The organism is uncultured Tenacibaculum sp., assembly GCF_947495995.1.
Classification (GTDB): domain Bacteria; phylum Bacteroidota; class Bacteroidia; order Flavobacteriales; family Flavobacteriaceae; genus Polaribacter.
In genome coordinates, this window is sequence record NZ_CANMAX010000002.1 from 160308 (window position 1) to 175022 (window position 14715).

At 30.9% G+C, this 14715-nt stretch carries 11 protein-coding genes; 9 read left to right on the forward strand and 2 right to left on the reverse strand.

The genetic code is table 11. The features are described from left to right. Positions 1–32: 32 nt before the first annotated feature. The 6 genes from recN (at position 33) to Q1A15_RS05820 (ending at position 5920) form a co-directional block, all read left to right on the forward strand. Positions 33–1685, forward strand: a complete 1653-nt coding sequence (gene recN, locus Q1A15_RS05795; protein ID WP_299620228.1) for a DNA repair protein RecN — start codon at positions 33–35, stop codon at positions 1683–1685. Positions 1686–1691: 6 nt separating this feature from the next. Further along, positions 1692–2210 (forward strand): tetratricopeptide repeat protein, encoded by a 519-nt coding sequence (locus Q1A15_RS05800; RefSeq protein ID WP_299620231.1) that lies wholly within the window; start codon positions 1692–1694, stop codon positions 2208–2210. A gap of 18 nt (positions 2211–2228) precedes the next feature. Next, a complete protein-coding gene (locus tag Q1A15_RS05805) occupies positions 2229–3041 on the forward strand; it encodes an SDR family oxidoreductase (protein WP_299620234.1) in 813 nt (270 codons plus the stop codon). A 165-nt stretch (positions 3042–3206) separates the two neighbouring features. After that, the gene (locus Q1A15_RS05810; RefSeq protein ID WP_299620236.1) at positions 3207–3983 is read left to right on the forward strand and encodes a DUF3050 domain-containing protein; all 777 of its coding nucleotides are present in this window, start codon (positions 3207–3209) and stop codon (positions 3981–3983) included. Beyond that, positions 3980–4984, forward strand: coding sequence for a glycosyltransferase (locus Q1A15_RS05815; RefSeq protein ID WP_299620239.1), 1005 nt, complete (start codon positions 3980–3982; stop codon positions 4982–4984). The genes Q1A15_RS05810 and Q1A15_RS05815 overlap by 4 nt, the downstream gene beginning before the upstream one ends. Then, positions 4985–5920, forward strand: coding sequence for a UDP-glucuronic acid decarboxylase family protein (locus tag Q1A15_RS05820; protein WP_299620242.1), 936 nt, complete (start codon positions 4985–4987; stop codon positions 5918–5920). A gap of 467 nt (positions 5921–6387) precedes the next feature. On the opposite strand, the gene Q1A15_RS05825 is transcribed toward Q1A15_RS05820, so the two are convergent. Next, positions 6388–7095 carry a copper homeostasis protein CutC gene (locus Q1A15_RS05825; RefSeq protein ID WP_299620245.1) on the reverse strand — a complete coding sequence of 236 codons (708 nt, stop codon included), beginning with the start codon at positions 7093–7095 and terminating at the stop codon, positions 6388–6390. Continuing rightward, complete coding sequence (locus Q1A15_RS05830) at positions 7095–9383, reverse strand: family 20 glycosylhydrolase (protein ID WP_299620248.1); 2289 nt, start codon at positions 9381–9383, stop codon at positions 7095–7097. Before Q1A15_RS05830 ends, Q1A15_RS05825 begins: the two co-directional genes overlap by 1 nt. Positions 9384–9422: 39 nt before the next feature. Here Q1A15_RS05830 and Q1A15_RS05835 point away from each other — a divergent pair, with 39 nt between their 5' ends. From Q1A15_RS05835 to Q1A15_RS05845, 3 genes are read left to right on the forward strand one after another with little or no spacing between them, the layout of a single operon-like run. Next, a complete protein-coding gene (locus Q1A15_RS05835; protein WP_299620251.1) occupies positions 9423–12344 on the forward strand; it encodes a GH92 family glycosyl hydrolase in 2922 nt (973 codons plus the stop codon). A gap of 19 nt (positions 12345–12363) precedes the next feature. Further along, positions 12364–13356 carry a N(4)-(beta-N-acetylglucosaminyl)-L-asparaginase gene (locus Q1A15_RS05840; RefSeq protein WP_299620254.1) on the forward strand — a complete coding sequence of 331 codons (993 nt, stop codon included), beginning with the start codon at positions 12364–12366 and terminating at the stop codon, positions 13354–13356. A gap of 6 nt (positions 13357–13362) precedes the next feature. Beyond that, positions 13363–14679: a sugar MFS transporter gene (locus Q1A15_RS05845; RefSeq protein ID WP_299620257.1), complete on the forward strand. Its 1317-nt coding sequence runs from the start codon at positions 13363–13365 to the stop codon at positions 14677–14679. Positions 14680–14715 lie beyond the last annotated feature (36 nt).

The window sequence follows — 14715 nt, forward strand, 5'->3', positions numbered from 1 at the left end:
TCCGTATTTTTATTGGCTCTAAACGAAGGAATTTGTTAGCAAAATTATTTATACAAAATTATGCATTAATAGATAAGTTATCTATTGATTTTACAGAAGGATTATCAATCATTACAGGTGAAACAGGATCAGGGAAATCGATTCTGTTAGGAGCTTTAGGTCTGGTTTTAGGAAACAGAGCCGACTTGTCTTCGCTTAAAAAAGATGATATTAAATGTGTTATTGAAGCAGAGTTCAATTTATCTGCGTATAATTTAGAAAGTTTTTTTGCAAATAACGATCTAGATTATGAAACTACAACAATTATAAGAAGAGAGATTTTACCTTCTGGTAAATCTAGAGCTTTTGTTAATGATACACCTGTTACATTAAGTAACTTAAGTCAGTTAAAAACAGAGTTAATAGATATCCATTCTCAACATCAAACATTACAATTGTCAGATGTTAATTTTCAATTTTCAATTTTAGATGCTTTAGTTAAGAATGATAAGAAAATAGCTTCTTATAAAAGAGGTTTAAAACAATACAATGTATTAGTTTCTGAACTAAGAAAGCTTCAAGAAAATCAAGAGAAAGAACAACAACAATACGAGTATAATTTACACTTGTTTAAAGAACTAGATGAAGCAGACTTTAAACTAGAGGAACAAGAAGAATTAGAAAAAAGATTAGATCTTCTTAATAATGTAGAAGATATTAAATTGAATCTTTCTGAAGCAATTCATTTATCTACAGGTGAAGAATATGGAATACAAAATTTACTTCATGCTTTAGAAAATAGTTTACAAAAGATCAGTTCTTTTTCAGAAGAATATCAAAAATTATACAGTAGAATTTCTAGTGTAAAAATAGAAATAGATGATGTTGTATCTGAGTTAGAAACTTCTAATGAAGCCGTAGAGTTTAATCCAAATGAATTACAAGAGATAAATGATAGGTTGCAATTGCTTTACAGTTTACAAAAAAAGCATCAGGTAGCAACTATTAAAGAACTTTTAGAAGTATACGACTCTTTAGCTGAAAAAGTTAGTTCTGTTGAAAATGCTTCAGAAATTATTACAAAGAAGCAAGAAGAGATTGATCAGGTTGCTGATAAATTAGATAGTGTAGCTACTTTAATTACTCAAGCAAGAGAAAAAGGAATACCAAAATTAAAGAAACAACTAGAATCGTTGTTATCAGATTTAGGTATGCCAAATGCAACTTTTTCTATCGCAGTTCATCCAACTGAAAAGTATTTATCGAACGGTAAAGACGAACTAGAATTTTTATTCTCAGCGAATAAAGGCGGTAATTATGGAGAATTAAAGAAAGTAGCTTCAGGAGGAGAATTATCAAGAATAATGTTATCTGTTAAGAAAATATTATCTCAAAACACAAAACTACCAACTATAATTTTTGATGAAATTGATACTGGAGTTTCTGGAGAAGTTTCAAACAAAATAGCAGATATAATGCAAAAAATGGGTGAATATATGCAAGTAATCGCAATTACACATTTACCACAAATTGCATCTAAAGGAGCTACACATTTTAAAGTATATAAAGAAGAAGTTAAAGGAATTACAACTTCTAATTTAAGAGCGTTAACTAAAGAAGAAAGAATTAAAGAAATAGCTGAAATGTTAAGCGGAAAAGATGTTTCAGAAAGTGCTTTAATTCATGCAAGAGAACTATTAAATTAATCGGTTATGCATAGCGACAATAGAGCAGAGAACTTATTTTTTGAAGCAGATAAATTAATAGAAGAGAATAGAATAGTTGAAGCAAAAGAAATGTTGCTAGAACTATTAAGTGAGTTTCCAGATTATGGAAGGGCTCACAATCATTTAGGATGGTTATATAACATGAAGTTTAATAATTATCCAAAAGCCAAAAATCATTTAGAATTAGCTATAAAATTTGCGCCTGATTATCATGCGGCATATAGTAATTATTCATATTTGTTAATAGACATGTATCTTAATGATGAAATGATTACTTTTGGCAAGAAAGTAATTGGTAGGAGTGTGATAGATAAGTCTACGATTTACAATAAAATGGGACAGGCATACGAGTTGAAAGGAGATTTTGTAAACGCACACAAGAATTACAAATTAGCAATTAAAGAAACCATTAATAATAAGGCAGTAGATGCTATTTATGCATCAGTGAGTAGAGTTAGAAAGAAGATGAGCCTTATGCAAAGGATAAAATTAATTAACCAATAAGATAATAAACACTAAATTATGTATAACTTATTAAAAGGTAAGAAAGGAATTATTTTTGGGGCATTAGACGAAAACTCAATCGCTTGGAAAGTAGCTGAAAGAGCTCATGAAGAAGGCGCAGAGTTTGTATTAACAAATGCACCAATTGCATTACGTATGGGACAGTTAAAAGAATTAGCTGAAAAAACAGGATCTGAAATTATTCCTGCGGATGCAACTTCTATGGAAGACTTAACTAATTTAGTTGAAAAGTCAATGGAAATTTTAGGAGGTAAACTAGATTTCGTTTTACACTCTATTGGAATGTCTGTAAATGTTCGTAAAGGACGTCATTATACAGATCCTAAATATGATTTTACAACAAAAGGTTGGGATGTTTCTGCGGTTTCATTCCACAAAACAATGAATGTATTATACAACAAAGAAGCGATGAACGAATGGGGAAGTGTAGTAGCATTAACTTATATGGCTGCTCAAAGAGTTTTCCCTGATTATAATGATATGGCAGATAATAAAGCATATTTAGAGTCTATCGCTAGAAGTTTTGGATATTTCTTCGGAAGAGATCATAAAGTGCGTGTAAATACAATTTCTCAATCACCAACACCAACTACAGCTGGACAAGGTGTTAAAGGATTTGACGGATTTATCAATTACGCTGAAAAAATGTCTCCTTTAGGAAATGCTACAGCTTTAGAGTGTGCAGATTATACAATTTCTTTATTCTCTGATTTAACGAAAAAAGTTACTATGCAGAACTTATTCCACGACGGAGGTTTCTCTAATATGGGAGTTAGTGATGCTGTGATGGAACGTTTTACAGAAGAATAATAAATATAACTTCATAAAAAATGCAAATCATTCGATTTGCATTTTTTAATAAAATAACCTTAATACATATAATTAAGGTGTTTGGTCAAAAACCTTTTAACCTTCCGTACAAATATTGAAAACTAAGCCTTTGGCTATCGTCCTACGATTAAAAACTGTTTAAAGATGAATGTAGAGTTTATTGAAAGTGAGTTGACAGATTTAAGAAATCAACTAAAAAATCATTATTTATATACTAGTTTACAAAACCTTGAAGATATTCAAATCTTTATGGAGGAACATGTATTTGCTGTTTGGGACTTCATGTCGCTATTAAAAGCATTACAATACCATTTAACTTGTACAAGTTTACCATGGATTCCTGTAAGTAATCCTGTAACAGCTAGATTTATTAACGAAATAGTGCATGGAGAAGAAACAGATGTAAATGAATTAGGAGTGCCTAAAAGTCATTTTGAAATGTATATCGATGCCATGAAAGAGATAGATGCAAGTACGAATGAAATAGATAATTTTATTAATTCAATCTCTTCAATAAACACAATTACACCTTCTTTAGAAAATTCAGCAATTACTAAAGAAACTAAAGATTTCGTAGCATTTACTTTTAATGCAATAAAAACGAATCAACCGCATATTATAGCTTCATGTTTTACGTTTGGTAGAGAGGATATTATTCCAGATATGTTTTTAGAAATTATAAAAGAAGCTGAATTAAGTAAAGAAACTAAGTTTACTAAGCTTACATATTATTTAGAAAGGCATATAGAATTAGATGGAGATGAGCACGGACCATTATCATTACAAATGATAAATGAGTTATGTGGAGATGATGAAAATAAATGGAACGAAGTTTTATATTATGCAAAAGCTTCTATGCAAATGCGTATTAATCTTTGGAATGGTATTGCAGAAAAAATAAAGAAATCTGTTTTAGTATGAGTGAAGTAAAATTGTCACTTATTGTACCAGTTTACAATAGACCTGATGAAATCGATGAACTATTAGAAAGTTTAACAAAGCAAGATTTTACAAAGAAGTATGAGATTGTTATTGTTGAAGATGGTTCTAGTGAGTCTTCAGAAACTATTGTAGAAAAATACAATACACAATTAAATATTAGCTATTTCTATAAGGAGAATAGTGGGCCTGGAGATTCTAGAAATTATGGGATGAAAAGAGCTACGGGGAATTATTTTATCATATTAGACTCTGATGTAATTCTACCCGAACATTATTTATCTACAATTGATAAATTTTTAGCAGAAAACTATTTGGATTGTTTTGGAGGGGCAGATGCTGCACACGAAAGTTTTACAGATCTTCAGAAAGCTATAAATTATGTAATGACTTCTTTCTTTACAACTGGAGGAATCCGTGGTGGAAAGGTAAAAGTTCAAAAGTTTGAACCAAGAAGTTTCAACATGGGGATTTCTAAAGAAGCTTTCGAAATTACTGAAGGTTTTTCTAAAATACATCCAGGAGAAGACCCAGATTTATCTCAAAGAATCGTAAATAAAGGATTTACAACAGGTTTTTTACCAAATGCATATGTGTACCATAAAAGAAGAATTTCGTGGGAGAAATTTCATACACAGGTCAAAAAATTTGGAATGGTACGTCCAATTTTAACTAAATGGCATCCCACAACAGCAAAACTAACATTTTGGTTCCCTACATTATTTGTATTGTTTACGCTAGCTTCAATTTTAGGAGGCATTTTTGTTAATCCAATATTAGTATATCCTTTATTAGCTTATCTTCTATTATTACTTGTTCATTCAACAGTATTAAATAAAAGTTTAAAAGTCGGAGTATTATCGATTTTTGCAGTATTTATTCAATTTTTTGGTTACGGATTGGCTTTTTTGAAATCTACTTTTTACATTCGCTTATTAAATAGAAATCCGGAAATACAATTTCCAAAATTATTCTTTAAATAGGTGAAACGCATTTTAGTTACAGGAGGAGCAGGTTTTATTGGTTCGCATTTATGTGAACGTTTGTTAAACGAAGGAAATGAAGTAATAAGTTTAGATAATTACTTCACAGGAAGTAAGAAGAATATTATTCATTTAATGGATAATCCTTATTTTGAGATCGTAAGACATGATATAACTGAACCGTATTATGCAGAAGTTGATGAAGTATATAATTTAGCTTGTCCGGCCTCACCAATTCATTATCAGCATGATCCTATAAAAACCATCAAAACTTCTGTAGTTGGTGCAACAAATATGTTAGGATTAGCCAAAAGAATTAATGCAAAAATATTACAAGCTTCTACAAGTGAAGTATATGGTGATCCTCAAATTCATCCACAACCAGAATCATACTGGGGAAATGTAAATCCTATCGGATTACGTTCTTGTTACGATGAAGGAAAACGTTGTGCAGAATCACTTTTCGTAAACTACCATAAGCAGAACGATGTTCGTATTAAAATTATTCGAATTTTTAATACTTACGGAACGAGAATGAATACTAATGATGGTCGTGTTATTTCTAATTTTATAGTTCAGGCTTTAAAAGGAGAAGATATTACTATTTATGGTAAAGGAAATCAAACAAGAAGTTTTCAATACGTTGATGATCTAGTTGAAGGTATGATTCGTATGATGAATACAGATGATAGCGTAACAGGACCAATTAATATTGGAAATCCTGGTGAGTTTTCAATTTTAGATTTAGCTAACAAGATTATTGATATTACGAATTCTAAATCTCAATTGATATTTAAACCGTTACCTGAGGACGATCCAATGCAACGTAAGCCAGATATCTCACTAGCTAAAAAGACATTAAATAATTGGGAACCTAAAATACCTTTAGAAAAAGGTTTACTTAAAGTAATAGAATACTTTAAAGGTGTGATTTAAACTGAATTTTGTCTAGGTACTACCTAATAATAGCAGTATTATTTTTATTTTCTTGCAAACCAAAAATTGAAGATAAACTTAAAGTAGAATTGGTGAATATTATCAATAATGATTCTCTTTACAATTTACTGACAACTAATTACCATTTCAAATATTATAAGGATGGAGTAGGTAAGGACAGAACAAGACCAATTAAGAATGATACTATAATTCTTCTAAAAAACAATTTCACTACTTCTAAAATCTTAGATAACATAAATAAAAATCGAATTTTACTCTTAAATAGGGAACAAATTTGCGATTTATCAGTTAATTATGATAAAGAAAGAAAAGTAATGAGACCTTTTTGGAAATGCTTTATGATGAAAAATTAAATAAAGTAGTATTTGAAATTAAGTACTTAGTACCACAATATCTTAATAATGATTATAAATGTATTGAGTTAGATGTAAACGATTTATAAGGGTTTAATTAAAAATACGATTCATTAAATCTTTAATTATTTGATCATTAGATATTGTTTGATCAGAAATTCCGAAACAATCTAATTCTTCTTCTCTTGGTTTCACTTTTTTAGAGGCAGAACTATGAATTTCACGAAGTCCAATTTCCTTAAATAAAGCAGCATTATTCGGGTTTACACCGCTTCCTGCGATAATAGTAATCTTGTCACCATATTTTTCCTGTAAATCTTGTAAAAGCGCTATTCCTTCTTCAGCAGTATCTTTTTGTCCCGACGTTAAAACACGTTCAACACCTAATTCTATAAGTTGTTCTATTGCTTTATATGGATCTGGAGTTAGATCAAAAGCCCTATGAAAAGTAAATGGTAAAGGTCTGCTTAACTCTATTAAAGCTTTGGTACGTTCAACATTTATAGTATTATCGCTATGTAAAACACCAGAAACGATACCAGAATACCCAAGTTCTTTACACAGTAAAATATTCTCCTTCATAATTTTGTATTCTATTGGAGAAAAATTAAAGTTACCACTTCTAGGTCTAATCAGCACAAAAGCTGGTATTGTTAACTGTTCTGCAACAAGTTTTAATAGTCCGTAAGACGGAGTTATTCCACCAAGTTGTAATTCAGAGCATAATTCAATCCTATGCGCTCCAGCTTCTTGAGCGTATAATGCAGATCGATATGAGTTAGCACAGATTTCTAGTTTCATTAATTTATAATTATTTCATCTATAAAAGTCCAAGCTTTATGTCCAACACCTTGCTTCCCTTCAGGAATCATTCCATAATTAGGAATGTTTATATGTACTTTTGAGGCTTTTATATCTTTAAATTTTACATTTAAATTGCATAGTAATGAATCTCGATTTTTAACGGGGATAAAATCTAAATTTGTTTTTTCGTTACTATAAGCTACAAAATCAATTTTTACTTTTTTAGGAGCGTATATCCATTGTCCGTTTCCATTATGAAAACGCATTTTTATTGAGTTAATAGGGGTAAGAGAGTCTAAATCAATAGTAATATTAACATCTTTTCCAGAAAAACCTAACCATTCTTTATCTCCATAACGTTTGTTACTTCCATAAATACCATTAATCAGCGCATTTTTTCCACCAGCATTGTAGGAAGCGTGAGGTTTAGTACTCAATTCAATCTTTTTACCAACTGCTTTGTGCAAATTTATTTTAGTTGAGAAAAGCGGACTTATTTCGTCACCTGTTTCACTAAAAACTTTAGCTTTTAATGTTGTTAATGAGTTAATATGTATTGGATTAACATAAGTATTAGCCGTAGTGTAAGTTGGGAGACTTCCATCTACAGTGTACATAACTTTCTGATTATCTTTAGTTGAGAGTTTGTACGTTAATTTCCCATTTTGATCCAATAGTTCTCCTTTAATCTCGTATAAATGGTTTGCGTAATTAATATCTTTTTTATTAAATCTTTGCTGAAAAGTTAATAATCTCGAGGTAAAATTAACATATTTTTTTCGATTTTCACTAGACCAAAGCACTTCAGATAATGCAATTGCTCTAGGGAATGTCATATATTCCACTTTATCAGATGTTTCCATGTATTCAGTCCATACATTTCCTTGAGCTCCTAAAACATATTTGGCTTCATCTTTTGTTAATTCTTTAGGAATAGGGTTAAAATTATACACTTTTTCTAATGGTAAGAAGCCGCCTATTGCTAATGGTTCATTTTCGTTTTCTGATTGATAGTAATCAAAATAACAGTGAGATGTAGGTGTAAGTATAACATTATGCTTTTCTTTAGCAGCTTTAACAGCTCCCTCTGTTCCTCTCCAAGACATTACTGTCGCATTAGGAGCCAATCCGCCTTCAAGTATTTCATCCCAACCGATAATTTGTTTTCCTTTACTGTTAATATACTTTTCCATTCGGGTGATAAAATAACTTTGTAATCCTTCTTCATCTTTCAAGTTTTTCTCTCGTATTAACTTCTGACAAAATTCCGAAGATTTCCATTTTGTTTTCGGAGCCTCATCACCACCAATATGGATATATTTTCCAGGAAATAATTCAACGACTTCATCAATAACATCTTCTAAAAATTTAAAAGTAGTTTCTGATGGACAATATACTTCATCAAAAACGCCCCAATTCGTTGCTACTTTAACCGGTTTTCCTGTACAACCTAGTTCAGGATATGCAGCTATAGCAGCTTGAGAATGCCCAGGCATTTCAATTTCAGGGATTATTGTTACAAATCGTTCCGAAGCATACTTAACAATATCTTTAATTTGTTCTTGTGTGTAATAGCCGCCGTATTTCTTTCCATCAAATTGTTGTGGTTGATCGTTGTAATGTCCAATTAAAGTTTCATCTCTAAAAGCAGCTATTTCTTGAAGTTTAGGATATTTCTTTATTTCAATACGCCAACCTTGATCTTCAGTTAAATGCCAATGAAAAGTATTGTATTTTAAAGAAGCAATAATGTCGATATACTTTTTAATAAAATCAACACTATAAAAATGCCTAGCAACATCCAAATGCATTCCTCTGTATTGAAACCTAGGTTCATCTTTAATTGTTAAACATTGAATAGGAATTTCTTTTGCTTCACTTTTTACTGGAATTAATTGTAACAGTGATTGTACTGCATAAAAAGCTCCCTTGTCTGTTTTCGATTTTATAGTTATTGATTCTTTTTCAATATTTAAAATATAACCTTCATCATGTTTAATTTGATTATCAATACTAAAATTGATCTTATTTTTTGAATCAGAACTGACACCAATATTCAACAATAATTGATCTTTAGTGTAAGATTTTAAATAGTTAATTACTTTATTAAACTTAACATCTCCAACGATAGAAGTATTTTCTGAAAGTATAAAAGTTCCTTCTTTTATTTCTTCTTCTAACGGAATAGGAATAATGTTAGGAGTAATGACAATACGTTCAGAAGTTTGTTTTTTACAGTTAAAAAAACAAAAACATAAGATTCCTAAAAACAGATACGACTTCATTTTACTATCTTAGAATTTTCAAAATAACAATAAAACCAAATGAATTTTAGTAAACTGTTATTTACACTAGTTATTTTTTCAATTATTAGTTGTAAAGAGCGAGTAATTACTCCTGCACAAGATACAAAATCACTATTAACTTATGTTAATCCTTTTATAGGTACTGGCGGACACGGACATACATATCCTGGTGCGACGATGCCTTTTGGAATGATGCAATTAAGTCCCGACACTCGTTTAGATGGATGGGATGGTTGTTCTGGTTATCATTATTCTGATGAATATATTTACGGATTTTCACACACACACTTAAGCGGAACAGGTGTTTCTGATTATGGAGATATTTTATTGATGCCAACAAATAAAGTAATTTTCAATAATGGAGCAGATGGTAAAGAAGGTTATCGTTCTAAATTTTCACATGATAAAGAAAAAGCTGAACCAGGATTTTATAAAGTACATTTAGATGATACTGATATTGATGTTGAACTCACCGTTTCTAAACGTAGTGGAATCCACAAGTATCAGTTTCCTTCTGCTGAAAACCAAGTGATTGTTTTAGATTTAGAGCATAGAGATCAGTTATTAAATGCTTCTTTAGAAATTGTTTCGAATACTGAATTGCAGGGTAGTAGAAGTTCAAAAGCTTGGGCTACAGATCAAAAGTTATTTTACTCAATTCAACTTTCACATCCTATCGATACCAGTTTTGAACATTATGCACAAAAAAACGCTGAACGTTATGCTTTTAAACTAGTTAACCCAAATAATGAACCGGTTTATGTTAAAATAGGAATTTCAGCAGTAGATATTGAAGGAGCGAAAAATAATTTAGCACAAGAAATAGGAAATAAGAATTTTTCAGTAATTAAAAAAGAAGCTCAAGAAACTTGGGAAAAGCAATTAAGAAAAATAGTTGTTGAAAGTGATAACGAAGATTATAAAGTCAATTTCTATACATCGATGTATCACACAATGATTGCTCCGAATTTATATCAAGACGTTGACGGCCGTTACAGAGGAATGGATTTAAAAATTCATGAAACGAAAGATTTCGATTATTACACAGTTTTCTCTCTTTGGGATACTTATCGTGCAACGCATCCATTATATACGATTATTGAGCAAGATAGAACGAATGATTTCATCAATACATTTTTAGCAAAGTATGACGAAGGTGGTATTATGCCAATTTGGGATTTATCTGCAAATTACACAGGTTGTATGATTGGTTATCATGCCGTTCCAGTAATAGCAGATGCATATTTAAAAGGAATTAAAGATTATGACGCTGAAAAAGCGTTGCTAGCAATGAAATATTCTGCTACGAAAGATAAGTTAGGATTAAAGTCTTACAAGTCTTTAGGATATATTCCTGTGGAAGAAGAAAGTGAATCGGTTTCTAAAACATTAGAATATGCTTACGACGATTGGACAATCGCTCAAATGGCTAAGCAAATGGGAAAAGAAGAAGATTATAAAGAATATATTCAACGCGCACAGTATTACAAAAATATCTTCGACCCAAAAACACAATTTATGAGAGGTCGATTTAGAAATACTTGGTTTGCACCTTTCGATCCGTATGAAGTTAACTTTAATTATACAGAAGCGAATGCTTGGCAATACAGTAATTATGTTCCTCAAGATATTTCAGGATATATTAAACTATTAGGCGGAGCTTCTATTTTAGAAAAGAATTTAGATACACTTTTTGCTGCTGAATCAAACACTTCAGGGCGTCATCAGAAAGATATTACCGGATTAATTGGTCAGTATGCGCATGGAAACGAGCCAAGTCATCATATGGCGTATTTGTACAATTACGTAGGAAAACCAAACAAAACACAAGAGAAGATATATCAAATTCTTACAGAACAGTATACCAATGCTCCAGATGGTATTTCTGGAAATGAAGATTGCGGACAAATGAGTGCTTGGTACATTTTTAGTTCTTTAGGATTTTATCCTGTTACGCCAGGTTCTAACGAATATATTATTGGTGCACCATTACTTAAAAAAGCTACAATTCATTTAGAAAACGGTAAAACATTTACAGTAGTCGCTGAAGGAATTAGTAGTGAAAATAAATACATTAAAAACGCTAGATTAAATGGTAAAACTTTAGATCAAACTTTTATTACACATAATGAAATTGTGAACGGAGGTTCTTTAGAATTTGAAATGACAAATTCACCAAGTAATTGGGGAACACAAGAAAATGCTTTACCAAAGAGTAGTATAGAAGATCATTTAATTGTTCCTGCTCCATTCATAGAAAAGGGAGAAGTAGCATTTAAAGGAAATACCCAAGTTGTATTAGCAAATGCTGACACTAACGCCGAAATATATTTCAAATTAAATGATGGAGAATTTAAAAAATACGAGCAACCAATTCAACTTTCAGAAAAAACAAAGTTATCAGCTTATGCGAAAATAGGCGAAACTAAAAGTGCAGTTATTGAAACAAATTTTGTGAAAATTGATCCGAATATTAAAATTTCTTTAGAAACAGCATATGCGAATCAATACAATGCAGGAGGTGATAATGCACTAATCGATGGAATAAAAGGAGCGAGAGATTTTAGAACTGGAACTTGGCAAGGATATTCTAATGTAGATGTAGTTGCAACTGTCGACTTAGGAAAAGAAAAATGGGTAGAAAGTATTAGTACAAATTATTTAGAAGATCAACGTAGTTGGATATTCTTACCAACATCGGTAGCATATTATACTTCTGTAGATGGAAAAATATACAAGCAAGTAGCAGATTTAAAAATAGATTCAGTAAAACCTAAAGAAAATACTAGTATTAAAGAATTAACAATACACTTGAAAGGAAGTAATGTGAGATATGTAAAAGTTGTAGCTAAAAAATTAGGTGATTTACCAGAATGGCATTTAGGATACAAGCATAATGGTAAGTCTTGGATATTTATTGATGAAATAATGATAAAATAATAGAACTAAAGGAAGAAAAATGATAAATAAAGCAACGTTATTTAGTGTAGGTTTGTTAGCTACTGTCTTAATCACAGGTTGTAAAACAGAAAAGAAACCTGAAGACCCAGTAAAAGTTCAAACAGTTACCACTGTGAATAAACCTTTAGTAATAGCTACTTGGAATACACCAGAAGCTGTAAACGCTGCAGCCAAAGTTTTACAAAACGGAGGAACAGCTTTAGACGCAGTTGAACAAGGATGTAGAGTAGAAGAAGCAAATCCTAAAAATCAAACTGTAGGAATTGGTGGATTACCAGACCGAGATGGTTTTGTGACTTTAGATGCTTGTATTATGAATGCAAAAGGTGATTACGGAGCTGTAGTTGGTGTAGAAAATATCAAGCACGTAATTTCTGTAGCAAGAAAAGTTATGGAAGATACACCTCACGTATTATTATCGGGTAAAGGAGCTGAGCAATTTGCGGTTTCAAAAGGATTTCAAAAAGAGGATCTTTTAACTGAAGCATCTAAAAAAGCTTGGGAAGAATGGAAAGTGAAATCAGAATACAAACCGATAATTAATATTGAAAATCACGATACGATTGGAATGCTAGCAATGGATTCCGAAGGGAATCTTTCAGGAGCATGTACAACAAGTGGTTTAGCTTATAAACTAAGAGGTAGAATAGGAGATTCACCAATTATTGGATCTGGATTGTTTATCGATAATGAAGTTGGAGGGGCTGTAGCTACAGGTTTAGGAGAAGAAGTTTTAAAAACTGTGGGAAGCTTTTTAATCGTAGAATTAATGCGACAAGGAATGTCACCACAACAAGCTTGTGAAGAAGCGATTAAAAGAATAGTAACAAAACCAGATAGCGATTTTAAAAATTTTCAAGTTTGTTATATCGCAATGAATAAGAAAGGAGAAGTAGGAAGTTATGCTATTCACGAATGGTTTAGTTATAGCAAGTTTGATAATAACGGATACAAAAACATTAAATCAGATTTTTATTTAAAAGACAAATAATAATTTATGACAACAACCAATAAATCTTACAAAACAGCTTTTATATTTTTAACCACTTTATTCTTTTTATGGGGATTTATCACTGTATTAGTAGATTCTTTAGTGCCTCGTTTAAAGGATGTTTTCGAAATGTCTTATGCGAAAACAGTATTAGTTCAGTTTGCATTTTTTACAGCTTTTTTTGTGGTTTCAGTTCCTGCAGGTAAACTATTAAGTAAAATAGGCTATAAAAAAGGAATTGTTTTAGGATTAACAATAATGGCTTTAGGTTGTTTGTTATTTTATCCGGCTTCTTCATATAGAAGTTTCTTCGTGTTTTTAACAGGGTATTTTACATTAGCTGGAGGAATTACAGTTTTACAAGTGGCAGCAAATCCTTATGTAGCTTTATTAGGAAGTGAAAACGGAGCTTCAAGTAGATTGAACTTATCACAAGCATTTAATTCTTTAGGAACAACAATAGCACCAATTGTAGGAGCTTTATTCTTATTAAGTGATACCGTAAAAACATCAGAAGAAATTGAGCAATTATCAGAAGTTGCAAAAACAGAATATTATGCAGCAGAAGCCGCTACAGTTCAAACTCCATTTTTATTTATCGCAGGTTTTATTGGAGTTTTAGCTTTGGTGTTTTCATTTATTAAGCTGCCAAAAGTGATGGAAGAAAGTCCGAAAGGAGGTTATTTATCATTATTAAAAAATAAAGTAATGTTACTTGGAGCGCTAGGAATCTTTGTTTATGTAGGAGCAGAAGTTTCTATCGGAAGTTTTTTAGTGAATTATTTCCAAGATATGAACTTAGCAACTATCATTTCTCAAAACGAAACAATGATGAATATTGCAAATACAATTGCAAGTGTTTTCAATAAAACATTTTCAAACTCTGATCCAAAATCTTTATTAGGAATTTTTGTGATTTTCTATTGGGGTGGAGCAATGATTGGTCGTTTTATTGGAGCTTATTTAACAAAAATTATTTCTCCGGGTAAAGTGTTAGCGATTTTTGCAATTTTAGCTGTAGCTATGATTTTAATCTCTATTGCTACAACAGGATTAATTTCTATGTGGTCAATTTTAGCTGTAGGATTATTTAATTCTATCATGTTCCCAACTATTTTTACTTTAAGCTTAGAAGGATTAGGAGATTTAAAAGCTCAAGCTTCAGGATTATTATGTATGGCAATTGTTGGTGGTGCAATTGTACCTTTTATTTTCGGAGGATTAATAGATAATTTCGGATTTAAAACTGCATTTATACTTACATTAATTTGTTATGCTTACATCTGGTATTTTGGAAGAACAAAATCATTAGTCAAAAACTAATGCTTATTTATATACGTAAATTTCAAAGACTCGCAT